Here is a 26,952-nt window from a genome sequence, read left to right as displayed (position 1 = left end):
ACGGCAGGACAATAGATCAATACCGAGACGGGTTATTCTTCTCCATTCAAACTAGGAGGATGGTCGGTATTGTTCATAAAAATCTCCAGAATTACTGTCAATATGACAGCGCGCATAGTGTAGCAATAGCCGTTCAAAAACTTCGTCAAATTCCTGTCAATAAATAGGGGGCAATAAAAAAGGCATCCGTAGATGCCTTTTCGTTAAATCATTGAGATTTAATATTACTTGATAGTAATACGAGCAAACTTACGCTTACCTACTTGGTAAACTGCAGTACCAGCTTCAGGTACGAATTTACTGTCTTCAATCTTCTCGCCTTCAAGCTTAGCAGCGCCTTGCTTGATCATACGCATCGCATCAGAAGTAGAGTTTACAAGACCCGCTTCTTTTAGAACGTTCGCAATAGGTAGGCCGGCTTCGAATTCAAATTCAGGCATTTCATCAGGAACTTGGTTCTTAGCAAAACGGTTAACGAACTCTTGCTCAGCGGCTTCAGCATCTGCTTCACTGTGGAAACGAGCAATGATCTCTTTCGCCAGAAGTACTTTAACGTCACGAGGGTTTTTGCCCGCCTCAACGCCAGCTTTCAGTTCCGCAACTTCTTCAAGTGGACGGAAAGACAGTAGCTCGTAGTAGCTCCACATTAGATCGTCAGAGATAGACATGATCTTACCAAACATCTCGCTTGGTGCTTCGCTAATACCGATATAGTTGTGCGCAGACTTAGACATCTTCTTAACGCCGTCTAGACCAACTAGTAATGGCATCATCAGTACCGCTTGTGGTTTTTGACCTGCTGCTTTTTGCAGTTCACGACCCATTAGAAGGTTAAACTTCTGGTCAGTACCACCAAGCTCAACATCACTCTCTAGTGCAACAGAGTCGTGACCTTGTAGAAGTGGGTACATGAATTCGTGGATTGCGATCGGTTGACCACCAGCGTAACGCTTTTTGAAGTCATCACGCTCAAGCATACGAGCAACAGTTTGGTTAGAAGCAAGACGAATCATGCCTTCAGCGCCAAGCTCAGATAGCCATTCAGAGTTGAAACGAATTTGCGTCTTCGCAGGATCTAGAATCTTAAATACTTGCTCTTTGTAAGTTTCAGCATTCTTCAATACGTCTTCGCGGCTTAGCGGTGGACGTGTTGAGTTTTTACCTGATGGGTCACCAACCATTGCAGTGAAATCACCGATAAGGAATGTCACTTCATGACCAAGCTCTTGGAAAGCACGAAGCTTGTTAAAGATAACCGTATGGCCTAGGTGGATATCTGGAGCTGTTGGATCGGCACCCAGCTTAATGCGTAAAGGACGACCTTCTTTTAGTTTTGCAATCAGTTCGTCTTCTGGAATCAGTTCTTCTACGCCACGTTTGATCTCGGCTAGTGCAGCTTCAATACTCGCCATTCTTGTTCACTCCCACAGATTTGGCAAAAATACATTAATTAGACATCTTACTTGAATAGCGATGTATTTTGAAACCAGTTACACTATTCCGTCGTCGATTTTCATAATATTTACAGAACGAACCGGAACATGTTGTCTATTTTTGCACGCCTTCCTATTTTGCACCGGGCTTTTATCGCATTTTTTAGTGCCATAATTTTCGTCGCGATTTTCTTACTCCCCGACGTCAACAGTTTGCGTGACGATTCGGGCGCTTTAGTTGTGGGAAAACATTACCCACTGACTATCAATGCCTCTGCACTTATTAGCTCAAGTGACGCTCCACCGACGGCAGTGCTCAATTGGGAGAAATACACCGTTCGCTCTGGCGAAAGCACCTCTGTTTTATTTGAACGTATTGGCCTCTCATACCGTCTGCTGATCACGCTACTCAATACCAATAATGATATTAAGAAGCAGCTGTCTAACCTAAGACCTGGTGATGTCTTGCAGTTCGGCTTTGATGAAAACAACGACCTTATTCAGTTAAAACGACAACTTAGTGCGTTTGAAAGCTTCAAGATCACTAAATCTGGCGATTCTTTCTCATCAAGTTTCGACAAAAAAGAAGTGGTATACCAATACAATTATGCCGAAGCCAACATCACCTCTAACTTCTGGAACGCTGGCGTCAGCGCAGGTTTAACCGCAAACCAAATTATGGAACTGGCCGGCATCTTCGGTTGGGATATCGACTTTGCGTTAGATATTCGTAAGAACGACAGCTTCAAAATCTTATACCAAGAGAAAGTGGTTGAAGGTGAAGTAGTTGGTCGCGGTAAGATCATGGCAGCCGTGTTCAAAAACCAAGGCGATTCATTTACCGCGGTATTGGATGATAAAAGCGGCAACTACTTCGATGAAAATGGTCGTGCGATGAAGAAGGCGTTCTTGCGCTCACCAATTGATTTTCGTCGCGTAACATCGAACTTTAACCCTACCAGGAGACACCCAGTAACCGGTAAGATTCGAGCTCACCGCGGTACTGACTACGCAGCCCCTGTTGGCACGCCTATCTGGGCAGCCGGTGACGGTATTGTTCAGAAGTCAGGTTACAACCAATTCAATGGTAACTACGTGTTCATCCGCCACAGCAACACCTACATCACCAAGTACCTGCACATGAAGCGACGTATGGTGAAAACCGGTCAGCGCGTAAAACAAGGCCAAACCATTGGTACTTTGGGCGGTACAGGCCGTGTGACTGGCCCGCACTTACATTATGAATTCTTGGTTAATGGCGTACATAAAAATGCGCGTACCGTGAAATTGCCTCAATCCAAGTCGTTAACTGGTAAAGCAAAAGCAACCTTTATTGCCAACTCAGAGATTCGATTAAGAAACCTTGAGCGATACGGTCAGTTACTAGCGACTAACTAGGCGTTTGTAGCTTCACTGCAAAATAGAAAAATGCAAAGAGCGCCCATCAAGGCGCTCTTTTTTATGCTCACATACCACAACTAGCTACTGTTTTTCAGGTTTGTTGTTCCGTCCAAGCATTAACAAACAAGGGGTTAATACTAAAGTCAGCACCGTGGCAAACGCCAAACCACCAGCAATAGCGGTCGCAAGCTGTGACCACCATTGTGTACTTGGCGCGCCAAACTCTATCTTTTGATTAATCAGGTCGATGTTCATCTCTAACACCATCGGCATTAAACCTAAGATAGTCGTAACCGTCGTGAGCATTACTGGCCTTAAACGCTGAACACCGGTTCTTAGAATCGCATCTCGCTTGTCCAAGCCTCTTTTGATGAGCTGATTATAAGTATCAATCAACACGATGTTGTTGTTCACGACTATGCCGGCGAGCGCTATTACCCCAATTCCCGACATCACAATGCCAAACGGACGTTGGAAGATCAGTAAGCCAACGAACACGCCAACGGTCGAAAACAATACAGCACTCAGAATCAAAAACGCTTGATAGAAGCTATTGAACTGAGTAATCAGAATCAAAGCCATTACCGCCAAAGCAACCAAGAAAGCACTTTGTAAAAAGGCTGACGAGTTTTCTTGTTCTTCGTTTTGACCACGGATGCGAAATTCCACGCTACTCGGCAGCCCTAGCTCACTCAATGCTTGTTCGATCTTTGGTAGTTCGAGAGCAAGGTTATACCCTTCTTCCATATCCGCCATGATGTTCACCACACGCTTGCCATCAAGGCGTTTAATGGTGTCTTGCTTATGGTCGGGAACGATCTGAGCGAAATTAGTAATAGGTACTAAACCTGCTGGCGTTTTCACCCTAAGCTGGTCGAAGCGCCCGATATCACGCTTATCATTAGGGTAGCGCACCAAGATATCGACCTCTTCTGAAGAGTCATCGGGCAGATAATCACCAATCTTGAGACCATTAGTCACGAATTGAACGGTATTACCCACTAAGGTCGCATCAGCTGCAAAGCGCGCAGCATCGTCGCGGCGAATATCCACCTTCCAATCGATGCCATCTTTACTCGCAGTATCGCTGATATTGGTCAGTGCTTTATTTCCATCAGCCCAACCTCTCACAATTTTTGCAGCCTGATTGAGCTGCTCTGGAGTTCTTGCCGACAGCTCAATCACTAAGTCATTTTCAACCGGAGGCCCAGCATCAGGGAACTTATATTCAATCTCAACACCAGCGTATTGATCGGTTTGTACCTTCAACTCATCAATAATCGCCTTAACGCTGCGTCGATATTGCCAGTCAACAGGCGTAATTGAGATCAAACCAATCTGATCGTCACCACCAGTACGCGTGTAAACGGTATCGAACTCATCATGATTGAGCATCATCAGTTCAATATCACGCATGATGTCATCCTTTTCTTGGATAGACAGATCCCCATGCGAGCGAACTTTGACATTAAAGAATGGCGGATCAACTTCTGGGAAGAACTCTGCACCTAGACCCGCTTTTGAATAAGTAAAACCAACTGCAACCGCGAGCAGTGCCGCACTGAACAAAATCTTAAAGGGGTGTTTAATCGCTAAAGAAAGCGTGTGGTAGTAAGCCTTGGTTAAACCAGTAGCCTGTGAAAAGTCACCATTATGCAGTGCGACCATTCGAGCTTGGCTTTTAGACGATACGTATTGAGGTTTGCCAATCAAACCGCCCAGCACGGGCACAAACAACAACGCCATGATCAATGATGCAGTTAAAGTCGCGATCAGAGTTAGTGGTAAGAACTTCATAAATTCGCCCGTCACATCAGGCCAAAACAGTAACGGAGCAAATGCGGCTAAGGTTGTGGCAGTCGATGCGGTTATCGGCCACGCCATCCGTTTCGCTGCATCTCGGTAAGCGGCTTTGCGCCCTTCACCCTCTTGCATTCGCCTGTCTGCAAATTCGGTCACCACAATCGCACCGTCTACTAGCATCCCCACCGCCATAATCAGAGAGAACAGCACTACGATGTTGACGGTTAAGCCAAACACCGAAAGAACCAATAACCCGGTTAGGAATGAGCCTGGAATGGAAATACCCACTAACAAAGCGGTACGCACACCAAGAATCGCGATGATAACGATCACCACCAGAATAATGGCGGATAAGATATTGTTTTGCAGATCATTAAGCATGATCTTCACATCTTTAGATTCATCCCAGGTGTATTTGACCAACAGGTTATTTGGCCATTCCGCTTGCTGCTGAGCACCAGCCATTACCGCTTTGACTAGCTCAACGGTTTCGATGATGTTCTCACCTGCACGCTTCTTGATATCCAACACCACCGCAGATTTGCCATCTAAACGAGCAAAACTTTCAGGATCTCGAAACGCTCGACGAACCGTAGCGACATCGCCAAAAGTGACCACCTGCTTGCCATCCACTTTAATAGGCAACTCAAGCACGTCTTTTAAGGAGTTAAATACCGAAGGGACTTTGACAGAAAAACGTCCGTAGCCAGTATCAACAAAACCTGCGGCCACCACTCGATTGTTCAGAGCGATCAGATTATAGATATCCGCTTGATCTAAGCTGTAGCTCTCCATCAATAACGGATCGACAATGATCTCGACGATGTCAGCGCGATCGCCCGCAATATCGACTTCAAGGATTTGGCGATAGCTTTCTAATTTGTCTCCAAGCTCTCGGGCAATTTGCACTATGGTGCGCTCAGGAACGGTACCGAATAGCACAACAGACAAAACAGGTTGCTCAGAAGCCAGCGTCACCTCATTTACGGTCGGTTCGTCACTGTCTTCTGGTAGTTTTGGTTTAGCCAGATCAACCGCGTCACGCACATCGGCCATTGCTTTGGTGAGATCGACGCCAACATTAAACTCCAACACAACAGAGGCATGCCCTTCTGCTGCGGTTGCTGTCATCTCTTTTACGCCTTCAATGGATCTAAGCTCTTGTTCTATAGGTCGAACTAACAGACGCTCGGCATCGGTTGGTGAGATCCCTTGATGCCCAACTGAAACATAGATAATCGGGATGGTGATATCGGGGCTCGACTCCTTAGGTATCGTGATATAAGTAATAACACCTGCGACCAAGATCAGCGCCAACAGAGAAAGCATGGTGCGAGCACGAGACAAGGCTGCATCAATAATTGAATACATCAGTTATCTCCTGCTCAGCTACTGTATTTGAGAGTTCAGCACCTTGCTCAACCGCAATCACCGAATCACCATCACGTACAAACCCTTGTCCGACGGTGATGATATCGACCCGTTGACCTAAACCTGTGAGCCACACACCATCTTGCTCTGCCTTCACTAGTTGAATACCGACAAATTTCACAACTGGTGAGTCATCGACTGAAACCAACGTTTTGACCCCAAGGTTACCCGCCTCATCCAAAGCCAACATCGCAGGTGTGACTTTGATAGCATCCCTTGTTTCGAGGTTGAGCTTCACTTCAGCGCTGACACCTGCAGGCAGTAAGCCATCAGAGTTATCGATTTCAATTTCGATTGGGAAGGTATTAGTAGAAGCTGAAGAGATTCGAGACACATAACGCAATCGCCCTTCCACTTCATCTCTGCCAAGTAGACGAACCAATGCCTCTTGATTGACTAACAGATGCTGAATATGACGCTCACTGACATCCGCTTCAATCACCAGAGGGTCGAGGTCAATCACGCCAGCAACAGGATCGCCAACACTAACGAAATCACCGAGCTCCACCATCAAATCTTGAACCACACCCGAAAAAGGCGAAGTAATCACAGTATTCTTTAAAGCCAATTCCGCATTGCGCATCATGGCTTTTGATTCTGTTAATGAAGCCTCAGCTGTGGTGTAGGCGATTTCACCTTGCAGTCCTCTTTTCTTCAGTGACTGCGCCGCTTTGAACTCTTTCTGCTTCAAGCGATATAACGCAGATGCTCGCTCTAGTTGAATCTCTAAATCACCCTTATCTATCTGGGCAATGGCTTGTCCTGCTTTAACCATCCCCCCCTTAACAACATTCAATCTGACAATTTTACCCGCGACTTCTGCACCTAGACGAGCATGCCTATCGGGCGCCGTTCTTCCATAGAGATCAATCGTTTTAAAGGTCGGTGATGAGGTGAAGGTTTGAAAGGAAACCTTAGCCAGCGGAATTTCTGTTGCCTTTTTTTCAGGTGACTCTTCTGCTTGCCCTACGCCTAAACCAAGCCAGATCGACAACAACACGACTAGAGTCAGAGAAACCAGCCACGGCTGCTTCAATTTCTGAAAAAGTGGTGAGTTAGAAAATAGAGTGGGCATAACAAATCCTTTTGTCCGATGTCATTCAGGCGCGCTAGTTGGCTTAATAGCGTGATGTGCAACTTCCTTATGCACAAAGGTAACCTTAACAGACCAATCCTCAACGAAGTTGGACGCTATCGACAGTTTAAAAAATATGCCGTGTACTAAAAATGAGAGGAATGCTTTGAAAAGTAATAAGTTACTAAGTAAAAACAAAAACGCCGAACATAAGTTCGGCGTTTGAAATGTATCTAATACAGCTTTGAGCTCAAGCTATTTTCAACTCATGCTATACGCTGAATGATGCGCCACAACCACATGTTGTTGTAGCGTTCGGGTTGTTCACAAAGAAGCGTGCGCCTTCTAGGCCTTCAGTGTAATCAACCATGCCGCCCATTAGGTATTGTAGGCTCATTGGATCAACAACCAGCGTTACACCGCTGTTTACAATCGTAGTGTCGCCATCATTTACTTTTTCATCAAATGTGAAGCCGTATTGGAAGCCACTACAACCACCACCTGTAATGTATACACGTAGTTTTAGTTCTGGGTTTTCTTCTTCAGCAATTAGCGTTTGTACGCGGGTAGCTGCTGCATCAGAAAAAGACAATGGGATATTTACTTCGCTCACGACAACCTCTCTTACCTGTGTCAAAAACAACATGATACAAATCTAATTCGAGACCATAGTTGTTGAGTATTTTCTTATATTCTGATGATTATCTAATACCTGACTGAAACGTTCAAGTATTCACCACAGGATCGGTCCTTTTACTGCTGTAAACTCGCTAATATCTAACAATTAAAACGTGTAACCACACAAAACAACCAGATTCGGGTGATTATCTGGGCGAAAGCATTCCTACTTGGATTGTGGATAGGTACAATGCGTGCCAATTGGTCCGACAGTCAAAAGAGGATATATCAATGACCAAATCAGCAGAGCTATACGAAAAAGCACAGCAAACTATTCCTGGTGGCGTAAACTCTCCAGTTCGTGCATTCAATGGCGTAGGTGGTTCTCCAATCTTCGTTGAACGCGCTGACGGCCCACTTATTTTTGATGCTGATGGTAAAGCGTATATCGACTACGTTGGCTCTTGGGGTCCAATGATCCTTGGTCACAACCACGCTGTTATTCGTGATGCTGTGATTGCAGCAGCTCAACGCGGCCTTAGCTTCGGTGCTCCAACCGAAACTGAAATCAAAATGGCTGAACTGGTATCTGAGATGGTTCCATCAATGGAACAGCTACGTATGGTGAGCTCAGGTACAGAAGCAACAATGAGCGCGATTCGTCTAGCTCGTGGCTTCACTGGTCGTGACAAAATTCTTAAGTTTGAAGGCTGCTACCACGGCCACGCAGACAGCCTACTTGTAAAAGCTGGTTCTGGCGCACTGACTTTAGGTCAACCAAGCTCTCCAGGCGTACCGGCTGATTTTGCGAAACTAACGCTAACAGCAACCTTCAACAATCTAGATTCAGTACGTGAAATCTTCGCAGCAAACAAAGGCGAGATCGCTTGTATCATCGTTGAGCCAGTAGCGGGTAACATGAACTGTATCCCTCCTGTAGAAGGCTTCCACGAAGGTCTACGTGAAATCTGTGATCAAGAAGGTGCATTGCTAATCTTTGATGAAGTAATGACAGGTTTCCGCGTTGCTGAAGGTTGTGCTCAGGCTTACTACAACATCAAGCCAGACCTAACGTGTCTTGGTAAAGTGATTGGCGGCGGCATGCCTGTCGGTGCTTTCGGTGGTCGTAAAGACGTGATGCAATACATCGCACCAACTGGCCCTGTTTACCAAGCGGGTACGCTTTCAGGTAACCCTGTTGCAATGGCTGCTGGCTACGCATGTTTGAACCTTCTACGAGAAGAAGGCAACGAAAAGCGTCTAGCTTCAAAAACTAAGCAGTTGGCAAAAGGCTTCAAGCAACTTGCTGACAAGCACGGCATCCCGATGCTAGTTCATCAAGTTGGCGGTATGTTTGGTTTCTTCTTCACTGACCAAGAAACTGTGACGTGCTACGAAGATGTAACTAAGTGTGATGTAGAACGCTTCAAGCGCTTCTTCCACCTAATGTTAGATCACGGTGTTTACCTTGCACCTTCAGCATTCGAAGCAAGCTTTACTTCTCTTGCTCATGGTTCAAAAGAACTTGATGCAACACTAGAAGCTGCTGACCGCTCTCTTGCGATCATTGCTGCTGAAAGCAAATAATCGAAAGCACTTTATAAGTCGCTAACCGATTGAATTTAGGGCTGCATTAAATGCAGCCCTTTTTATATATCGCGCTCACCAGCCAAAAAATATGACAGCTTATTTAGCCGTCGACTAAGGCTAAAGCTGAACCAAAAGCGATTAACGTTCCCAGAAAAGAAAAACCAACAACATCAAGGTACCAAGGAACATTCTGAACCAAGGGATCTCTTTTTTTGTTTGCTGTTCTTCGTCTTGGCATTTCTTATCTTTATTACAGCATCCCATTATCAAAACTCCTCATTGCTAACTCTCTGTTTTGCAGCCATTATAAACTCAGAACGCAAATATAGAGACCATTACCGTGTCAGAAAAACTCAAAATCAATTCCAGCCACTGGGTGATCATCATTGCCCTACTCGCGGCGGCTTATGCTTGTTACTTGCTTATCGAGCCATACGTTAACTCTATCGTGATGGCCTTTATCATTTCACTATTGATGTTCCCAATCCATGAGTGGCTTGAAAAAAAGCTCCCGAATAAAGAAAACATCGTCTCTCTGCTGTCTTGTATCATACTGACCTTCATTATTGTTATCCCTTTATTGGCAGTATTCGCAGCAATTGTTCAGCAAGGTTCTCTGTTCTCTCAGAATACTTACCAATGGGTGACCCACGGTGGCATTCAGACTCTGTTTGCTCATCCGTTAGTGGTCAAAGCGCTGTCATTTGTGAATAACTACCTGCCTTTCGACAATATTGAGCCCCAAGCCATCGCACAAAAAGTCGGTGAGTTTGCGACCAGCTTTGGTTCTAAGCTAGTTGGTATCAGTGCCAAAATCTTAGGTGACGCGACCAATTTCTTGATGGATTTCTTCTTGATGCTGTTCGTTTTGTTCTTCTTATTAAGAGATCACGACAAAATCATCAGTGTGGTTCGTCATATTCTGCCGCTGTCTCGTAGCCAAGAAGACAAACTTCTAACAGAGATAGAGCAAGTATCTAAATCAGCAGTAATGGGCTCATTCTTAACCGCAATCGCGCAAGGTTTTGCCGGCGGTTTAGGTATGTGGATTGCTGGTTTCCCAGGTCTATTCTGGGGCACAATGATGGGCTTTGCCTCTTTCATCCCAGTAGTGGGTACTGCATTAATCTGGATCCCAGCAGCAACCTACTTGTTCCTAACTGGTGATACCACGTGGGCGATTTTCCTAACGGTTTACTGTGTAGCGATTGTTGGTTCAATTGATAACCTTCTGCGTCCACTGCTAATGCAAGGCAGTGCAGGCATGAATACCCTAATGATCTTCTTCTCACTATTGGGCGGTATTCAACTGTTTGGCCTAATTGGTCTTATCTACGGACCATTGATTTTTGCGATTACCATTGTCCTATTCAACATCTACGATGAAGAGTTTAAGGACTTTTTAAACCAGCAAGACAAGAGTTAACGAACTTGACGTCAACTTGATTGGCGAACCCGTATTAAACACTTCAAGCTTTGGGCGGATTATGCGAAAATCCGCCCTCATTTTTTGCTAACGATTCAACAGAGTGTCCTATGTCAGCTTATATTGCACCAAGCCAGATTGCTCAACGCCAACTCGCCTACTTTGAAGGCAAACATGTTTTAGTTGCCGGTGAGGCAGAAGACTTGTTCCCTGTTGAGTTAGCGAAGCATTGTGAATCTGTCTCTGTGTTTACTTCTAATTACAGCTACTACCGTCAATTAGAAGGCTACAACACCATCCAACGTTTTTATGGTGCGGAGTTTACCGAAGAGACTAAAGCCGACTTAGTGATGTTGTACTGGCCAAAAGCCAAAGCGGAAGCGGAATTTTTGTTGGCGATGCTATTTGCCAAGCTAGGCAAAGATACCGAGATCGTCGTGGTTGGTGAAAACCGTTCAGGCGTGAAAAGCATCGAGAAGATGTTTGCTCCTTACGGCAAAGTTGTTAAATACGATTCAGCGCGTCGTTGCTCTTTCTACTGGGGTCAATGCTTCGAGCAACCACAAGCGTTCAACCTGCAAGACTGGTTTAAGACCTACACGGTTAACATTGATGAACAACCTCTGACGGTAAAAAGCCTTCCTGGCGTCTTCAGTCACGGTCAATTCGATGTTGGTAGCCAACTTCTGTTGGACACCCTGCCAAAACTAAAAGGCAAGGTACTGGATTTTGGCTGTGGTGCAGGCGTATTGGGCGCGGTAATGGCATCTCGTAACCCAGATATCGAGCTAGAAATGTGCGACATCAGTGCATTTGCCGTGGCATCAAGCCAAGCAACGCTAGAAGCGAATGGTTTAACGGGTAAAGTCTTCGCATCCGATGTCTATTCTGATACTGCAGAAGACTATCAGTTCATCATCAGTAACCCACCATTCCATTCAGGTTTAGACACTAGCTACAGCGCGACTGAGACCTTACTTGCTCAGGCTCCTAAGCATTTGAAGCGTTCTGGTGAGATGATTATCGTTGCGAACAGTTTCTTAAAATATATTCCAATTATTGAACAAGCGTTTGGAAAATGCGCGACTCTAAATAAGACCACTAAATTCGCGATCTATCACGCAAACAAATAACCTCTCTAGCACAGCGCAGGGTCATTATCTGCGCTGTCTGTTCATATTTTTGTCAAAACTCTATAAAAATGAGCTTTTGCACACGCTTTAAATACCACTTACTTGTCAAAGTAAAAAAACTCGTTAATTTCGTTAAATTGGAACCCGTTAATTCTATTCTCTGTACTTGTTTTCGCCCCTTTTAGCAGTACATCAAAGGAAAGTAGTACCCAATTTATGTTTAGATTCTATCGTAAGCAGAAGTTTAAGCGCCTTCAAAATACCCTAATGCTGGCATTTCTTGTCCTCAGTATTACCCCTGTGACACTTATCGCGATATTTTTCCTCCAATCGCACAGTCAGGATCTCCAGGAACAAAGCACCTCACACCTTGTTTCGGTTCGTGATACTAAGCAGCAGCAAATTGTCGATTACCTACAAGCTCAAGAATCCCAAGTGATGGGCTTTGTTCGCTCAGAATTGGCCAATGCCAGTGGCGGGCGATTTTATGGTTTGATCAATGCATTTCAACGATTGGGGTTAGATATTGACGAGGCACGCAGTAATGCACAGCAGCGCTATATTCAAGGCTCTGGCGATCAAATCAAAACGTCGATCCTCCCTGAATCCAGCAGCTTTATTGGCAGCGAGCGTTATCGCCTGCTCCACAAGCGCTACCATAATGCTTACCTAGAACTGCTTAAACGCTCTGATTTTGACGATATTCTCTTAGTTGATATCAACGGTAACGTCGCTTATTCCGTCTTTAAAAATGACGATTACGGCACCAATCTGCTGACAGGAAAATACAAGGACTCCAACCTAGGTATTACCTTTCAACGACTAGCCAAAGACGTAACCGACCGACGCAAATCTAACGAAGATTACACGCCGGTTATCGTTTCTGACTTTAAAGACGAGAATGGCAAACAGACCGCATGGCTAGGCGCACCTATCGTTCAACAAGGCTACCTACACAGTTACGCGATGTTTAGGCTACCAATCAACGGCATTACTAAGTTGATTGCGGATCTCAACAAGAGTTCGAATATTCAAACGCTGCTTGTAGGTGATGATCACCTGCCGCGTAGCCTTGCTCATTCACAAGAATCTATCAACTTGAGCCTTGATGTTGTCGATAAAGCATTGGCTGGCGAAACAGCGGTTGGCACCTTCGACAACACCCTAGATCAAGCGATCATCGCGGCATATACGCCAATTGAACTGAAATACGCAACATGGGCTCTTGTCGTAGAGCTGCCAGAGAAAGAGGCGTTTGCCCGTATTCATCAGTTAGAAAAGATCTTCGTGATCGTGATGCTAACGGCGATCATTCTGGTAGTCGTTGCATCGCACTATCTGTCTAACTTCATCACATCCCCACTGCTTAAACTGACGTGGGCTGCCGAAAAAGTATCGGCGGGTGATCTCGATGAAACCATGATCAATACCGAGCGCAAAGATGAGATAGGCCGACTCGCGGTGAGCTTCGAAAGAATGCAGCGATCTATTCGTGAAAAAATGCAGCTCATCAAAAGCCAAAACGATGAGCTTGAGGACAACCTTAAGACCATTCAAAAGCAAAACGAAGAGTTACAACTGGCAAATAAACTCAAAGATGAGTTCTTAGCGACTACTTCACATGAATTGAGAACACCACTGCATGGCATGGTGGGTATCGCTGAAGCGTTGATATCTGGAGCTAACGGCCCTATTCCTGCTAATCAGAAATATCAGTTGGATATCATCATCAATAGCGGTCAGAGATTGGCGACCTTGGTTGATGATCTGCTTGATTATCACAAGATGCGCTATGGCAGCTTAGATATTAAGAAATCAGCCGTTGATTTGTCGGCAGCCACCAGCTTGGTCCTAGAGTTGTCTCATCACCTATTGGGCAATAAGCCAATCCGTATTATTAACCAAGTCCCAAGTGATTTAGGTCTGGTTTCATCGGATCCTCAACGACTTGAGCAAGTGATGTATAACTTGGTCGGCAATGCCATCAAGTACACCTCAGAAGGTAAAATTGTTATCTCTGCCAGCGTTATCGATGACAACATTCGTGTACAAGTTGTCGATACTGGCCAAGGTATACCGGCCGAGTACCTTGAGCACATCTTTGAGCCATTGATTCAAGCAGGCCAAGATGCGAGTAACTACCGCCAAGGTGCAGGGCTTGGATTATCGATCAGTCGTCAGTTGATCGAGCTAATGGGCGGTTCACTGTACGTTAGTAGCCAACCAATGCTCGGCACTACGTTTAGCTTTACCCTGCCCCTAGCTACTCAAGATGAGTTAGACAGTTACAACGAATCAGGTCACTACTCGCACTTCCAAGCGCCTGATTTAATTGATAACAGCCAACAAGAAAATAGTGTTATCAGTGAAAACCCAGATGGCCCGTTATTGGTTATCGCCGATGATGAGCCGGTTAACCTGCGAGTATTAGACAGCTTCTTGAAGTTAGAAGGTTATCGAGTACGTACTGCATGTGATGGCCCTGAAACCATTGAACTGATTGAGAAAGAGAAGCCAGAGCTGCTTCTACTCGACATCATGATGCCAGGAATGAGCGGCTATCAGGTTTGTGAAGCACTGCGTAAGCAATACGATCATGCTCAGTTGCCAATCATCATGCTAACGGCACTCAACCAAGCAGAAGACCGTGTTCGAGGTTTCGAAGCTGGCGCCAATGACTACTTGTCTAAACCGTTCAACAAACAAGAACTAGCGGCTCGAATTACAGCACATCTATCAGCAAGCAAAGCTGAACAAAGACGCCTTGAAAACGACCAACTGCAACTCGAGCTCAAACATAGAGCGATGGTTGAGGCTAACTTGTTAGAAACTCAAGGCCGCTTATTAGAGCAACTAGAATCGGCACCTGAAGCCATCATCTGTATTCGTGACGACCAACGTATTCGCTTTGCTAACGAAGCTGCGGCGAAGCTATTCAGACGCGGACAAGAACAACTTAAACGCTCAATGGCCGACGAGATCATTGCGCCTAAATACCTTAAGGTAGAACAAGCCCACTACTGCGGTGATATTGATATCTATATAGACGATACACGTCAGCGCATACCAAGTGACATCCTTAAGCTGCCTGAAGGCTCAGGGCTCGACACCATGTATATCTTCAATGTAGGTGGTGGTGTTAACTCAAACCGAATCAATAACCTTGAAACGGCGGTTGAGGCTCTCTCTAGTTATGCCTTTGAAGGCGACAAAGATAAGTTACAGCAGCTGAAAGAGCTTGGCGGAGAATTTACTCGTCTTGCTGACAAGGCAACCGGTGAAGGTAAAAACAAGCAAGAGTTAATGCGTGAGGTACTGGTCGATGCGATGACGAATGCCATCATCTACTGGGAATCGGTGACTGGTGAAACCAAGTTTGCTTTCGCCGAGAAGAGTGGCTTGTGGCGCGTCTACTTAGACCGCAGTACGCTGCAAACTCGAACGCTAGACAAATACCTACGCGTAGAAACCCTACCGAAAACGCCTCGCTGGCGAACGGTACTGAGCTCAATCGAATTCATTCTGGAACACTGCAAAGAACAGACGCCAGAAAGAACCCATATTGAGATGCTGAGGGATAAACTTCAGAAACTACTGACCAGTTAAACCCTGAACCAACATCACGATACTTTGAATAATGGAGCCCACCTAGCGTGGGCTTTTTTGTACGCCTAATAATCACAAAAAGTAGAATCCCAACGCTTGCAACGCACTTTTTTTACGCCTTTAAACAAGGGGAAATTCACGCCAATTACGTACAGTGTGAGCTCGTAACCGTCAGTACTTTTCGTTCTATTCTCAATCATATCTGACTCTTTGTTGCAGTTTGAGAAGCGAGTCACAACAGAACGGCAGATTTAATTTTCTAGGGAAATTTAACGTAAAACTGGCAAGTGACCGAGATCTACAATTATACCAACGTAGGGTAAGGCATTATAATAAAAAGCCTTTAAAGTTAGTGGCCACTTACAACCTGCAAGAACCTCAAAACCAAATGCGAGTCACATCACTTTAACAATTGCGTACGAAAAACCACCAAAGCAACCTGTTTTGACGTTAATGACGTGGGGTTGTGTGTTTTTAACGTTTTTGACGGGAAACGAGTTTGATTAATTCATCGATAAGGTGTTTTCTTACTCCTGCCAAAGGCCTACAGGCCACTCTTACCACTTCTCAGAATCAACGATGAATCTGGATCAACGAAGAAGAGGTAGGCCTTTAACCAGAGTGTGTATCTACTAAACAATTTAGCGACAGATAACATTCAATCCATTAGTGAAATGAAAGCAAATAGTAAGGAACAGCTATGCTTGCCAATATAAAAAAAACAGCAATAGCAACAGCAATTATTGCAACTGCTACAACAGGTTTTGCATCAGTAGCAACCGCTGCAGAACGCAGTGAACTGACCGTTCACCCGAAAGAGTACACTACATTCGTACGTAACTTTAACCCGTACCTTGGTGCTACTAACCTACATACTACAACTGACTTCATGTATGAGCCGCTAGTAGTATTTAACGAAATGCACGGTAACACTCCAGTGTTCCGTCTAGCTGAAAACTTCAAGATGTCAGATGATCTGATGAGCGTTGTTTTCGACATTCGTAAGGGTGTTAAATGGTCAGACGGAGAAACTTTCTCTGCTGATGATGTTGTTTTTTCTTTCAACCTTGTAAAAGAGAAGCCAGAGCTTGACCAATCTGGTATCAACTCTTGGGTAACTTCTGTAGAAAAACTGAACGACAACCAAGTTAAGTTCACACTAACAGAAGCAAACTCAAACGTACCTTACGAGATTGCTAAAGTACCTGTAGTACCTAAGCACATCTGGAAAGACGTTAAAGATCCATCAACGTTTACCAATGAGAACCCGGTAGGTTCTGGTCCATTTACAGAAATCGATACGTTTACAGCGCAGCTATACATCCAGTGTGCAAACCCGAACTACTGGGATGCAGACAACCTAGATGTTGACTGTCTACGTGTTCCACAAATTGCGAACAACGACCAATTCCTAGGTAAAGTTGTAAACAGTGAAATGGACTGGACGTCTTCTTTCGTTCCAGATATCGATCGTACATACGCAGCAGCTAGCCCTAAACACCACTACTGGTACCCGCCAGCAGGTACACAGGCATTCATCGTTAACTTCAAGCACCCTGATGCTGCGAAGCATGAAGCATTGAGCAACGTTGACTTCCGTCGTGCTTTCTCTATGGCTCTTGACCGTCAAACTATCATCGACATCGCATTCTACGGTGGCGGTACTGTAAACGATTTCGCATCGGGTCTTGGCTACGCGTTTGAAGCTTGGTCTGATGAAAAAACTCATGACAAGTACAAAGGCTTCAACACTTACAACGCTGAAGGCGCGAAGAAGCTTCTTGCTGACGCTGGCTTCAAAGATGTAAACAAAGATGGTTTTGTTGACACTCCATCAGGCAAGTCTTTCGAACTAATGATTCAATCGCCAAACGGCTGGACTGACTTCAACAACACAGTTCAACTAGCGGTAGAACAGCTAAACGAAATCGGTATTAAAGCAAAAGCTCGTACACCTGACTTCTCTGTTTACAACCAAGCAATGCTTGAAGGTACATACGACGTAGCATACACAAACTACTTCCACGGTGCGGATCCATACACGTACTGGAACAGTGCTTACAACTCATCACTACAATCTGGTGATGGTATGCCTCGTTTCGCAATGCACTTCTACAAAAACGACAAGCTAGATGGTCTTCTAAACAGCTTCTACAAAACAGCTGATAAGAACGAGCAGCTAGACATTGCACACGGTATCCAACAAATCATCGCTGCAGACCAAGTGACAATCCCTGTGATGTCTGGTGCTTACATGTACCAATACAACACAACTCGCTTCACTGGTTGGTGGAACGAAGAAAATCCAAAAGGCCGTCCAAACATTTGGGCTGGTATTCCAGAGCGTCTACTTCATGTACTGGACCTAAAACCAGTTAAATAAGTAATCGTTCAATCCTTGCGGCGTAACCTCTTACGCCGCTTATAAAAATCCCCACACTCTCAATTGAAAGTATGGCGCTAGTCGTCAGGGGATTTTTCGTTCCAAATTTCGCTAGGAGCGACCTGAATCCAGAAACAGGGAAACAATCTGGGTGAGTAAGGTGTGAGTTATGGGTTATTTTTTAAGACGTTTGTCATTTTATTTTGTCGCGCTATTAGTTGCTGCGACGTTAAACTTTATTATTCCAAGAGCAATGCCTGGTGACCCAGTTACCATGATGTTTGCGAACGCTTCTGTACAAGTTACTCCAGAGCGTATTGCTGCAATGAAAGAACTATTAGGCTTCGTTGATGGTGGCTACTTAGTTCAATACGTGGCGTACATGAAGAACATTCTTAGCTGGGAACTTGGTACATCAATTCAATTCTACCCACTTTCTGTAAACACACTGTTGGGTGGAGCATTCGGTTGGTCGCTTTTCTTAGCCGGCACCGCAGTTATTCTTTCTTTCTCGATTGGTTCAATCCTAGGTATTTTCGCAGCGTGGAAACGCGGCAGTAAGTACGATGCCTTCGTAACGCCAGGGATGCTGATTCTACAAGCCGTTCCTCAAGTTGTTATCGCGATGATTGCACTATTTACCTTTGCAATTGGCTTGAAGTGGTTCCCAACAGGGTATGCCTACACCGCTGGTACTATACCTGATTGGACAAGCTGGGCATTCATTAAAGATGTCGCTTACCACGCCTTCTTACCACTGTTCTGTGCTTCTGTTGTTCAAATTGGTGGCTTCCTAGTAAACATGCGTAACAACATGATCAACCTACTAGCCGAAGACTACATCACCATGGCGAAAGGCAAAGGCCTGAGCGAAAACCGAGTGGTATTCAACTACGCAGCTCGTAACGCGATGCTACCTAGTGTGACAGCCCTGTCAATGTCGCTAGGTATGGCAATCGGCGGTCAGTTAATTATCGAAATCATCTTTAACTACCCAGGTCTTGGCAGCGTACTTTTCAACGCAATTAACGCTCGTGACTACCAAGTACTGCAAGGTCAGCTGCTTATCATGACGCTATTCATGCTGTTCTTTAACCTAGTTGCAGACATGCTTTACGTTGTTCTTGACCCTCGTCTTCGTAAGGGTGGTAAATAATCATGAAAGACTTTTTAAAACTCATTTGGCGTAACCCGATGGCCCTAACAGGCGTCATCATCCTAAGTATTTTTATTCTTGGCGCGATTGCAGCTCCATTAATCACCAAACATGTACCAGACAAGCGTACAGGTAACCCACACGAATATCCTGGTTTCGTGGTGAAGTCTGCACAAACTAACCCTGATGGCTGGGTTGCTCAAAATCTAGCAGACGACCGTCGTACATTGATCATGTCTAAAAAGGCAGACCACGTACTAGGTACAACTCGTATGGGTCGTGACGTTTGGTCTCAAGTGGTATACGGCGCACGCGTATCTCTTGCTGTAGGTTTTGGTGCGGGTCTAACCGTATGTTTACTCGCAACTGTTATTGGTGTTTCTGCAGGTTACTTCGGTGGCCGTGTCGATGACGTTCTAACAGCCGCAATGAACATCATGCTGGTAATCCCTCAATACCCATTACTGTTCGTAGTAGCAGCCTTTATCGGTGAGGCAGGGCCACTCACCATAACCTTGGTTATCGGCTTTATGTCTTGGGCTTGGGGTGCCCGTGTTGTTCGCTCCCAAACCTTAGCACTGCGTGAAAAAGAGTTTGTAAAAGCCGCTGAAGTTTTGGGTGAATCTTCATTCCGCATCATCTTCGTAGAGATTCTACCAAACCTTATCTCTATCGTTGGCGCAAGCTTCATCGGTTCGGTGATGTACGCAATCATGATGGAAGCAACCATCTCGTTCCTAGGTCTTGGTGACCCGAACACAATCAGCTGGGGCATCATGCTTTACAACGTTCAAACCTCTTCATCAATGCTGATTGGCGCTTGGTGGGAACTGTTGGCTCCTTGTATCGCATTGACACTACTTGTAACTGGTCTTGCTCTACTTAACTTCGCGGTCGATGAAATTGCTAACCCGCAACTGCGTTCTCACAAAGGCATGAAGCGTTGGAAGAAACTAGCAGCTCAAGACAAAGAAGAACGTGAACCAGAACTACCACCACAAAATGCACTTTGGAGCGGAGATAAATAATCATGTCTGAACCACTAATTTCTATCCGCAACTTATGCGTGGATTACATCACAGAGTCTGGCGATGTTCGTGCGTGTAACAACGTAAGTTTCGACATCGCTCCAGGTGAAGTCTTCGGCCTAGCTGGTGAATCTGGCTGTGGTAAATCAACGGTCGCTTTCTCTCTTATGCGTCTTCATAAGCCGCCCGCTTACATCAGTGGTGGTGAGGTTATCTTCAACGGTGAGAACATCCTTGAATACAGTGATGACCGTATGCAGTCGTTCCGTTGGAGTGAGATGTCGATGGTATTCCAGAGCGCGATGAACGCACTCAACCCAGTACTACCGATGGAAGAGCAGTTCTGTGACGTAATCATGCGTCACACCAACATGACTCGTGAGCAAGCTAAACAACGTGCTGAAGGTCTACTTGAAATCGTAGATATTCACCCGAGCCGATTGAGTGATTACCCTCACCAATTCTCTGGCGGCATGCGTCAGCGCTTAGTTATCGCTATCGCGTTAGCACTGAATCCAAAGCTGATCATTATGGATGAGCCGACAACCGCACTTGATGTGGTTGTGCAACGCGAAATCCTACAAAAGATCTATGCACTGAAAGAAGAGTTTGGCTTCTCGATTCTGTTCATCACCCATGACTTGTCATTGATGGTCGAGTTCTCTGACCGCATCGGCATCATGTACTCAGGTGAGCTAATCGAAGTAGCTAACTCTCAAGATATTCTAGAAAACCCTTACCACCCTTACACCAAAGGGCTGGGAAGTTCTTTCCCTCCACTGACAGGGCCAAAGACAAAGTTAGCAGGTATTCCAGGTAACCCTCTGAACCTGTTAGAGATCCCTGAAGGGTGTCGTTTCCAAGCTCGTTGTGACCGTGTACATGAAACGTGTACCAAGGTGCCAACCAAGCTGCGTTCTATCGACCCGGGACATTTGTCTAACTGTCACCTGTACGGTGACCCAATAGTACAAAGGAAGCTATAGCTTGCACGCTGACTCAGCGTGAATAACGAACAAGGCGGCTCGACCGCCTAAAAACAAGCAAAGCGAATAAGGATTCTGGAGACAATTATGAGCAAAGATTTCGGTCAATTATTGGTAGAAGGCAAGAATGTCGTAAAAGACTTCCCAATAAGCAGTACCACCATTCAAACCCCTATGATGCGTGCGATTAACGACGTGTCATTCAAGATGTACAAAAGCCGTGGCCTAGCAGTGGTTGGTGAGTCTGGTTCAGGCAAATCAACAACCGCAAAAATGATCGCAAAAATGTACGCACCTTCAGGCGGCACGATCGAATACAAAGGTCGTGATATCCAAGAGATCTCAAGCAGAAAAGATCTTATGCACTACCGTGAAGGCGTGCAGATGGTATGGCAAGACCCGTTTGGTTCATTGAACCCAACGCACAATATCTTCCACCACATTGCTCGACCACTGTTGATCCACAAGAAAGTATCTCCGGGCAACAAGAAAGAGCTAGAAGAACGCGTTTACGATCTTTTAGAGCAAGTCGGTCTCATTCCGCCAAAAGAGACGGCGAAAAAGTACCCTCACCAACTGTCTGGTGGTCAGCGTCAACGTGTCAACCTAGCCCGCAACATCGCGGTAGGTGCCGAAGTTGTATTAGCCGATGAACCAACATCAATGCTTGATGTATCGATTCGTGCCGGTGTTTTGAACCTGATGGAAGAGATGAAGTTTGAGAAGCAAATGTCTCTGCTTTACATCACTCACGATATCGCAACTGCTCGTTATATCGCTGAAGATCTTTCAGTGATGTACGTAGGACACATGGTGGAATGGGGCGATACCGATGACGTAATTGCTAACCCTCAGCACCCATACACGCAATTGCTTGTTTCTGCTGTTCCAGATCCTAAGAAATCGATCCACGAACAACTTGCTGGCAATAAAGGGGAGATTCCTCTGTGGACTCCAGTATCAGCTGGTTGCCCTTTTGCTGGCCGTTGTACTCACGCAATGGACAAGTGTAAAGAGCAACTGCCGGGTGTGACTCAATTAGCCGATAACCACTTTGTTCGTTGTTACCTACACGAAAGCTAAACATTAAAACTGAGTTAGGGTCTGCGGACCCTAACTATTTATATCCAAAACATTCAAGTACCTAGCCAATAGAAACTAGGACTGTCGGAGAATATTGATGCTGTTATTGACCAACCATATTGGCTATGAGTCCACAGGCCCGAAGCAAGCTATCCTACAAACTAAGAAAGCTCGCCTATCAAGCACTACGGCTCTACTCGTCTGTGCTGACAACCATATGACTGTCGGAAATTTTGATGTGGTTAAACAAGGCCGCGTAGCAAATTGGCATCAAGGGCAATTCTTCACTATTGATTTCAGTTCAGTCACTGAATCTGGTCGCTACTACCTACGTTTTGACAACCTGCGTTCAGAAGTATTTGAGATTGGTAGCAACCTATTAATGAACCACACGTTTTCTGATGTGCTTCATTACTTTAAGTCACAACGCTGTGGCGGTATTTTCGACAAAAAAGATCGACAAGCACAAATTCTAGGTACCGACCGATACGTCGATGTCCACGGTGGATGGTATGACGCATCAGGTGATGTCAGTAAATATTTTAGCCACCTGTCTTATGGTAACTACCTAAACCCACAACAAATTCCGATGGTCGTTTGGAACATGCTAAAAAGCGTACGCTTGACTAGCCATAACCCAGACTTCCCGAAATTCTCCATGACTCGTCTAACGGAAGAGGCTCTGTTCGGTGCCGACTTCTTAGTGCGTATGCAAGACGCTGACGGATACTTCTATATGACGGTATTCGACAAATGGAGCAAAGATATCAACCAACGCGATATCTGCGCTTATGCGACTCAAGAAGGTCATAAATCAACGGACTTACAAGCGGGCTACCGACAAGGTGCAGGTGTTGCTATCGCAGCATTAGCCGCAGCTTCTGAGCTTGAAATCTCTGGCAGCTACTCGAGCCACACATACCTTGAAATGGCGGTTAAGGGTTACTGGCATCTAAAAGAGTACAACCTCCAGTATCTAAACGATGGTGAAGAGAACATCATCGATGAGTATTGCGCCCTACTCGCAGCCAATGAGCTGTATCGCGTAACACAAGACCAGCAATACCTATCAGAAGCAAGAACTTGGGCGACTCGTTTAATCTCTCGTCAGCAATCCGATGATTCATTTGAGCACTTCTGGTCGGCAAACTCTGATGGCTCTCGTCCATACTTTCACGCAGCTGAAGCCGGTCTTCCTGTGATTGCACTATGTGAATACATCGACAATGAAACCGATGCTGAATTAAAAGAACAGGCGCGCACAGTTGTTGAACAAGCTTGTCAGTTCGAAATCAACATCACCGACAAAGTCACCAACCCATTTGGCTATCCAAGACAATACGTTAAATCTGTCGATGGTGATAAACGTGATGCCTTCTTCGTCGCTCAACAGAACGAAACCGGTTACTGGTGGCAAGGCGAGAACGCACGCCTTGGCTCACTCGCAACCATGGCTTACCTAGTTCAACCGCACATTAAAGATAGCGAACTTCAAGAGCGCTTAATCCAGCTTTCACAAAATAGCCTTGATTGGATCTTGGGCCTCAACCCATACCACATGTGCATGCTCGATGGTCATGGCCATAACAACCCAGACTACCTACCTCAGCTTGGGTTCTTCAATGCGAAAGGCGGTATCTGTAATGGCATCACAGCTGGTTTTGAAGATGAACAAGACATTGCGTTCAATCCACCAGCACAAAAAGATGACATGCTTCAAAACTGGCGCTGGGGTGAGCAATGGATCCCTCATGGTGCGTGGTTCTTATTAGCAACCGCTGCACAGTTCAACTTCTTAGCTCAGCGTAAGGAGCAATAATAATGACTCTTTACTACGTCGGTATTGATGGTGGTGGTACTTCTTGTCGTGCTCGTATTCGTGACGCTCAAGGCAAACTGATTGGTGAAGCGAAAAGTGGCAGTGGCAACATCCTTTTGGGTGTTGATGTTGCGATGAGCTCAATTATTGATGCCATCACAAAAGCGGCACAACAAGGGCAACTCAACTCAGACCATTTTTCAAATATGCATGTTGGCCTAGCGCTGGCTGGCGCTGAGCAAAAATCAGCATGGTTCGACTTCATGGCTCAACCACACCCTTTCGCAAGCATGACACTAAATACCGACGCTTATGGCGCTTGCATTGGTGCTCACAATGGCCAAGACGGCGCAATCATGATCGGTGGTACGGGTTCTTGCGGTATCTTCCTAAAAGACGGTGAGCAATATGTGGTTGGCGGTCGTGAATTTCCGATTTCAGATCAAGGCGGCGGCGCAGTCATGGGCTTACGTTTGATTCAACAAGTCTTGCTTGCAGAAGACGGTATTCGCAACAAAACCCCGCTGACTCTACATGTGATGAATCACTTTAATAATGATGTGGATGCCATTGTCGAATGGTCAAAAGGTGCTATTCCAAAGGATTACGGTCAATTCTCACCAGTTATTTTTCAACTCGCTAACGAAGGTGACGAACTGGCTATCGATATGCTCAAGCAAACCGCGGCTGATATCGAAATGTTTGTCTTAGCACTGCATCGAAAAGGCGCTGACAAGGTGTGCTTAATGGGAAGTATCGCTGAGCGTATTCTCAACTGGCTATCACCACCAGTACAACAATGGATCGTTAAACCTCAATTCGACGCTATTGAAGGCGCATTGATGTTTGCCGGAAAACCACAACACAACTTGTATCAACAGGCTTAGCAGGGAAGTTATATGAATTATCGCATCGACTTAGCTGTTCTTTCTGAACAAAAAAATAACTGCCGATTTGGCCTTACGGTACATAACTTAAGTGACCTCGACGTAAAAGATTGGTCTCTGCACTTTGCATTTGATCGTTTCATCCTTCCAGAGAGTTTATCGCAAGGAGAGCTGACTCAAGTTGGCAGCTTTTGCTCATTCACACCAAGTTCGTCAGTGTTAAAGGCCAACAACCATTACTACCTTGAATTCAGTATTCAAAGCGCACCATTCCGCTTCTATTCTGATGGCCTTAACGATGCCTTTATCCAGTCACATAATGATGGAGAAACATCGGTACTGCCTGTCGCGATATCACCCATAGTACTGGCTTCGCCATACCGTGAACGCAATCAAATACCTGAAGTTAACGCTGCTGAGATTGCATTGATTCCTCAGCCTAATCAGATCGAATTTCAGCAAGGTAGTTTCGCGCTAAGTAGTTTCGCGCTAAATAACGACTGCAGAATTGAGGTTCAATCTCATCTTGCTGATAAGGCAGTCTCTTGGTTCCAGCAAGAGTTGCTCTCGACCTTTGAGCTGTCTCTTTCGACCGCGCTTTCAGCTGAACTTTCAAAAGACGAAAGCGGCAACATTCTATTTCGCAGCAACCCGACGTTAGATGAAGCCGAATACAAACTGACCATCACTGCACAACAGATTATTGCTGAATCAGGCAGCCAGTCGGGCTTTACACACGCTGTGGCAAGCTTGATTCAACTAGTTCAACAACTGGACGCAGAGAACTTCTCTCTACCATGTTGCAAGATAGCCGACCAACCGCGCTTTAAGTACCGCGGCATGATGTTGGACTGCGCTCGTCACTTCCACTCAGTAGAGCAAGTGAAGCGTTTAATCAATCAACTGGCGCACTACAAGTTCAACGTATTTCATTGGCACCTAACTGACGATGAAGGTTGGAGAATTGAGATAAAGAGCCTGCCACAGCTAACAGAAATTGGCGCTTGGCGTGGCCCTGATCATGCACTAGAGCCGCAATATACCCACATTGCGGAAAACTACGGCGGCTTCTACACGCAACAACAAATTCGTGAAGTCATTGAATATGCAGAGCAACGCAGCATCACGGTGATCCCAGAGATCGATATTCCAGGACACTGCCGTGCCGCAATCAAATCACTGCCTGACATGCTGGTAGAGCAAGCGGATACCACTCAATACAAGAGCATTCAGCACTACAACGACAATGTACTAAACCCAGGTTTGCCCGGTACTTACCAATTTCTAGATGCAGTTATTGAAGAAGTCGCAGAGCTATTCCCGAGCGAATTGATTCACATGGGTGCAGACGAAGTGCCACCCGGTGTGTGGACCAACAGCCCTGCTGCTCAAGCATTGATGAAAGAACACCAGTACCAAGACAGCAAAGACCTACAAGGCCACCTATTCCGCTATGCCGAAAACAAGCTTAAGCAACTCGGCAAACGCATGGTCGGCTGGGAAGAAGCACAGCACGGCGACAAAGTGAGTAAAGAGACCATCATCTACTCATGGCTCAGTGAAGAAGCGGCTGTCAATTGCGCTCGCCAAGGCTTTGATGTGGTGTTGCAACCTGCACAGTTTACCTATCTCGACATGACCCAAGATTATGCACCGGAAGAACCGGGCGTAGATTGGGCTGCCGTTATCCCATTAGAACAAGCTTATACCTACGAAGCACTTGCTGAGGTATCCGACACCGACCCAATTCGTAAGCGGATCCGCGGAATTCAGTGTGCTCTATGGTGTGAGATCGTCACCAACCAAAAGCGTATGGATTACATGGTATTCCCAAGAATTAGCGCTTTAGCTGAAGGATGTTGGACACATAAAAACAACCGAAACTGGCTAGATTACCTATCTCGCCTAAAGGGGCATCTGCCATTACTCGACAAACTCAATGTTGATTATCGCAACCCTTGGAAAGCTCAATAAAACAAACCAAAGCGACACTCATATCGAGTGGTTGCTGACTCAAATTAAGGTGCTCAGTTAGATACGACTCAGCATCACTATTTAAAAATTAGCTGCATAGATGCAGTTTGTTAAAAAGGA

At 45.5% G+C, this 26,952-nt stretch carries 18 protein-coding genes; 13 read left to right on the top strand and 5 right to left on the bottom strand.

Features of this window, described 5'->3' with window-relative positions:
- Nucleotides 1-224: 224 nt before the first annotated feature.
- Complete coding sequence (gene tyrS / locus LMH68_RS10975) at nucleotides 225-1,412, bottom strand: tyrosine--tRNA ligase (protein WP_004734518.1); 1,188 nt, start codon at nucleotides 1,410-1,412, stop codon at nucleotides 225-227.
- Nucleotides 1,413-1,541: 129 nt separating this feature from the next.
- On the opposite strand from tyrS, the gene LMH68_RS10970 reads away from it, so the two are divergent.
- Complete coding sequence (locus tag LMH68_RS10970) at nucleotides 1,542-2,831, top strand: peptidoglycan DD-metalloendopeptidase family protein (protein WP_065584911.1); 1,290 nt, start codon at nucleotides 1,542-1,544, stop codon at nucleotides 2,829-2,831.
- Nucleotides 2,832-2,915: 84 nt separating this feature from the next.
- Here LMH68_RS10970 and LMH68_RS10965 read toward each other — a convergent pair whose 3' ends face one another.
- From LMH68_RS10965 to erpA, 3 genes are all read right to left on the bottom strand, one after another.
- Nucleotides 2,916-6,008 (bottom strand): efflux RND transporter permease subunit, encoded by a 3,093-nt coding sequence (locus tag LMH68_RS10965; RefSeq protein ID WP_229647639.1) that lies wholly within the window; start codon nucleotides 6,006-6,008, stop codon nucleotides 2,916-2,918.
- Complete coding sequence (locus LMH68_RS10960) at nucleotides 5,992-7,143, bottom strand: efflux RND transporter periplasmic adaptor subunit (RefSeq protein WP_229647638.1); 1,152 nt, start codon at nucleotides 7,141-7,143, stop codon at nucleotides 5,992-5,994. Before LMH68_RS10960 ends, LMH68_RS10965 begins: the two co-directional genes overlap by 17 nt.
- A 271-nt stretch (nucleotides 7,144-7,414) precedes the next feature.
- Nucleotides 7,415-7,756 (bottom strand): iron-sulfur cluster insertion protein ErpA, encoded by a 342-nt coding sequence (erpA, locus tag LMH68_RS10955; protein ID WP_004734539.1) that lies wholly within the window; start codon nucleotides 7,754-7,756, stop codon nucleotides 7,415-7,417.
- A 296-nt stretch (nucleotides 7,757-8,052) separates the two neighbouring features.
- Here erpA and hemL point away from each other — a divergent pair, with 296 nt between their 5' ends.
- Nucleotides 8,053-9,348, top strand: coding sequence for a glutamate-1-semialdehyde 2,1-aminomutase (hemL, locus tag LMH68_RS10950; protein ID WP_010436060.1), 1,296 nt, complete (start codon nucleotides 8,053-8,055; stop codon nucleotides 9,346-9,348).
- 141 nt (nucleotides 9,349-9,489) lie between these two features.
- Here the strand turns inward: hemL and LMH68_RS10945 are convergent, their stop codons facing one another.
- Nucleotides 9,490-9,615: a hypothetical protein gene (locus LMH68_RS10945; protein WP_004734537.1), complete on the bottom strand. Its 126-nt coding sequence runs from the start codon at nucleotides 9,613-9,615 to the stop codon at nucleotides 9,490-9,492.
- A gap of 76 nt (nucleotides 9,616-9,691) precedes the next feature.
- Here LMH68_RS10945 and LMH68_RS10940 point away from each other — a divergent pair, with 76 nt between their 5' ends.
- The 11 genes from LMH68_RS10940 to LMH68_RS10890 all read left to right on the top strand — a co-directional run bounded on the left by LMH68_RS10940 (nucleotide 9,692) and on the right by LMH68_RS10890 (nucleotide 26,832).
- Nucleotides 9,692-10,777 carry an AI-2E family transporter gene (locus LMH68_RS10940; RefSeq protein ID WP_017059406.1) on the top strand — a complete coding sequence of 362 codons (1,086 nt, stop codon included), beginning with the start codon at nucleotides 9,692-9,694 and terminating at the stop codon, nucleotides 10,775-10,777.
- A gap of 110 nt (nucleotides 10,778-10,887) precedes the next feature.
- A complete protein-coding gene (gene rsmC / locus LMH68_RS10935) occupies nucleotides 10,888-11,910 on the top strand; it encodes a 16S rRNA (guanine(1207)-N(2))-methyltransferase RsmC (protein ID WP_017059407.1) in 1,023 nt (340 codons plus the stop codon).
- A 216-nt stretch (nucleotides 11,911-12,126) separates the two neighbouring features.
- Nucleotides 12,127-15,516, top strand: coding sequence for a response regulator (locus LMH68_RS10930; RefSeq protein WP_017063266.1), 3,390 nt, complete (start codon nucleotides 12,127-12,129; stop codon nucleotides 15,514-15,516).
- 700 nt (nucleotides 15,517-16,216) lie between these two features.
- Entirely contained in the window at nucleotides 16,217-17,899 is a 1,683-nt protein-coding gene (locus LMH68_RS10925; RefSeq protein WP_017056650.1) for an ABC transporter substrate-binding protein, read from the top strand.
- 169 nt (nucleotides 17,900-18,068) lie between these two features.
- Entirely contained in the window at nucleotides 18,069-19,055 is a 987-nt protein-coding gene (locus LMH68_RS10920) for an ABC transporter permease (protein WP_017059409.1), read from the top strand.
- A 2-nt stretch (nucleotides 19,056-19,057) separates the two neighbouring features.
- Complete coding sequence (locus tag LMH68_RS10915) at nucleotides 19,058-20,083, top strand: ABC transporter permease (RefSeq protein ID WP_017056648.1); 1,026 nt, start codon at nucleotides 19,058-19,060, stop codon at nucleotides 20,081-20,083.
- Nucleotides 20,084-20,085: 2 nt separating this feature from the next.
- Nucleotides 20,086-21,069, top strand: coding sequence for an ABC transporter ATP-binding protein (locus tag LMH68_RS10910; protein ID WP_048605693.1), 984 nt, complete (start codon nucleotides 20,086-20,088; stop codon nucleotides 21,067-21,069).
- 87 nt (nucleotides 21,070-21,156) lie between these two features.
- The gene (locus LMH68_RS10905; RefSeq protein WP_017059411.1) at nucleotides 21,157-22,152 is read left to right on the top strand and encodes an ABC transporter ATP-binding protein; all 996 of its coding nucleotides are present in this window, start codon (nucleotides 21,157-21,159) and stop codon (nucleotides 22,150-22,152) included.
- Nucleotides 22,153-22,249: 97 nt separating this feature from the next.
- A complete protein-coding gene (locus tag LMH68_RS10900) occupies nucleotides 22,250-23,971 on the top strand; it encodes a glycoside hydrolase family 9 protein (RefSeq protein ID WP_136973784.1) in 1,722 nt (573 codons plus the stop codon).
- A gap of 2 nt (nucleotides 23,972-23,973) precedes the next feature.
- Nucleotides 23,974-24,858, top strand: coding sequence for an N-acetylglucosamine kinase (locus tag LMH68_RS10895; RefSeq protein ID WP_017066804.1), 885 nt, complete (start codon nucleotides 23,974-23,976; stop codon nucleotides 24,856-24,858).
- 12 nt (nucleotides 24,859-24,870) lie between these two features.
- A complete protein-coding gene (locus tag LMH68_RS10890; RefSeq protein WP_229647637.1) occupies nucleotides 24,871-26,832 on the top strand; it encodes a beta-N-acetylhexosaminidase in 1,962 nt (653 codons plus the stop codon).
- The last annotated feature ends 120 nt before the right edge of the window (nucleotides 26,833-26,952 follow it).

The organism is Vibrio sp. F13, assembly GCF_020806305.2.
In the GTDB taxonomy this organism is placed as follows: Bacteria; Pseudomonadota; Gammaproteobacteria; order Enterobacterales; family Vibrionaceae; genus Vibrio; species Vibrio crassostreae_C.
This window is presented reverse-complemented; position numbering and strand designations above follow the sequence as displayed.

Coding starts and splice junctions, on each gene's coding strand:
- LMH68_RS10970 (WP_065584911.1), top strand. CDS start 1,542: ATGTTGTCTATTTTTGCACGCCTTCCTATTTTGCACCGGGCTTTTATC.
- LMH68_RS10900 (WP_136973784.1), top strand. CDS start 22,250: ATGCTGTTATTGACCAACCATATTGGCTATGAGTCCACAGGCCCGAAG.
- LMH68_RS10965 (WP_229647639.1), bottom strand. CDS start 6,008: ATGTATTCAATTATTGATGCAGCCTTGTCTCGTGCTCGCACCATGCTT.
- hemL (WP_010436060.1), top strand. CDS start 8,053: ATGACCAAATCAGCAGAGCTATACGAAAAAGCACAGCAAACTATTCCT.
- LMH68_RS10920 (WP_017059409.1), top strand. CDS start 18,069: ATGGGTTATTTTTTAAGACGTTTGTCATTTTATTTTGTCGCGCTATTA.
- LMH68_RS10925 (WP_017056650.1), top strand. CDS start 16,217: ATGCTTGCCAATATAAAAAAAACAGCAATAGCAACAGCAATTATTGCA.
- LMH68_RS10895 (WP_017066804.1), top strand. CDS start 23,974: ATGACTCTTTACTACGTCGGTATTGATGGTGGTGGTACTTCTTGTCGT.
- LMH68_RS10915 (WP_017056648.1), top strand. CDS start 19,058: ATGAAAGACTTTTTAAAACTCATTTGGCGTAACCCGATGGCCCTAACA.
- LMH68_RS10905 (WP_017059411.1), top strand. CDS start 21,157: ATGAGCAAAGATTTCGGTCAATTATTGGTAGAAGGCAAGAATGTCGTA.
- LMH68_RS10945 (WP_004734537.1), bottom strand. CDS start 9,615: ATGGGATGCTGTAATAAAGATAAGAAATGCCAAGACGAAGAACAGCAA.
- LMH68_RS10930 (WP_017063266.1), top strand. CDS start 12,127: ATGTTTAGATTCTATCGTAAGCAGAAGTTTAAGCGCCTTCAAAATACC.
- tyrS (WP_004734518.1), bottom strand. CDS start 1,412: ATGGCGAGTATTGAAGCTGCACTAGCCGAGATCAAACGTGGCGTAGAA.
- LMH68_RS10960 (WP_229647638.1), bottom strand. CDS start 7,143: ATGCCCACTCTATTTTCTAACTCACCACTTTTTCAGAAATTGAAGCAG.
- rsmC (WP_017059407.1), top strand. CDS start 10,888: ATGTCAGCTTATATTGCACCAAGCCAGATTGCTCAACGCCAACTCGCC.
- LMH68_RS10910 (WP_048605693.1), top strand. CDS start 20,086: ATGTCTGAACCACTAATTTCTATCCGCAACTTATGCGTGGATTACATC.
- LMH68_RS10890 (WP_229647637.1), top strand. CDS start 24,871: ATGAATTATCGCATCGACTTAGCTGTTCTTTCTGAACAAAAAAATAAC.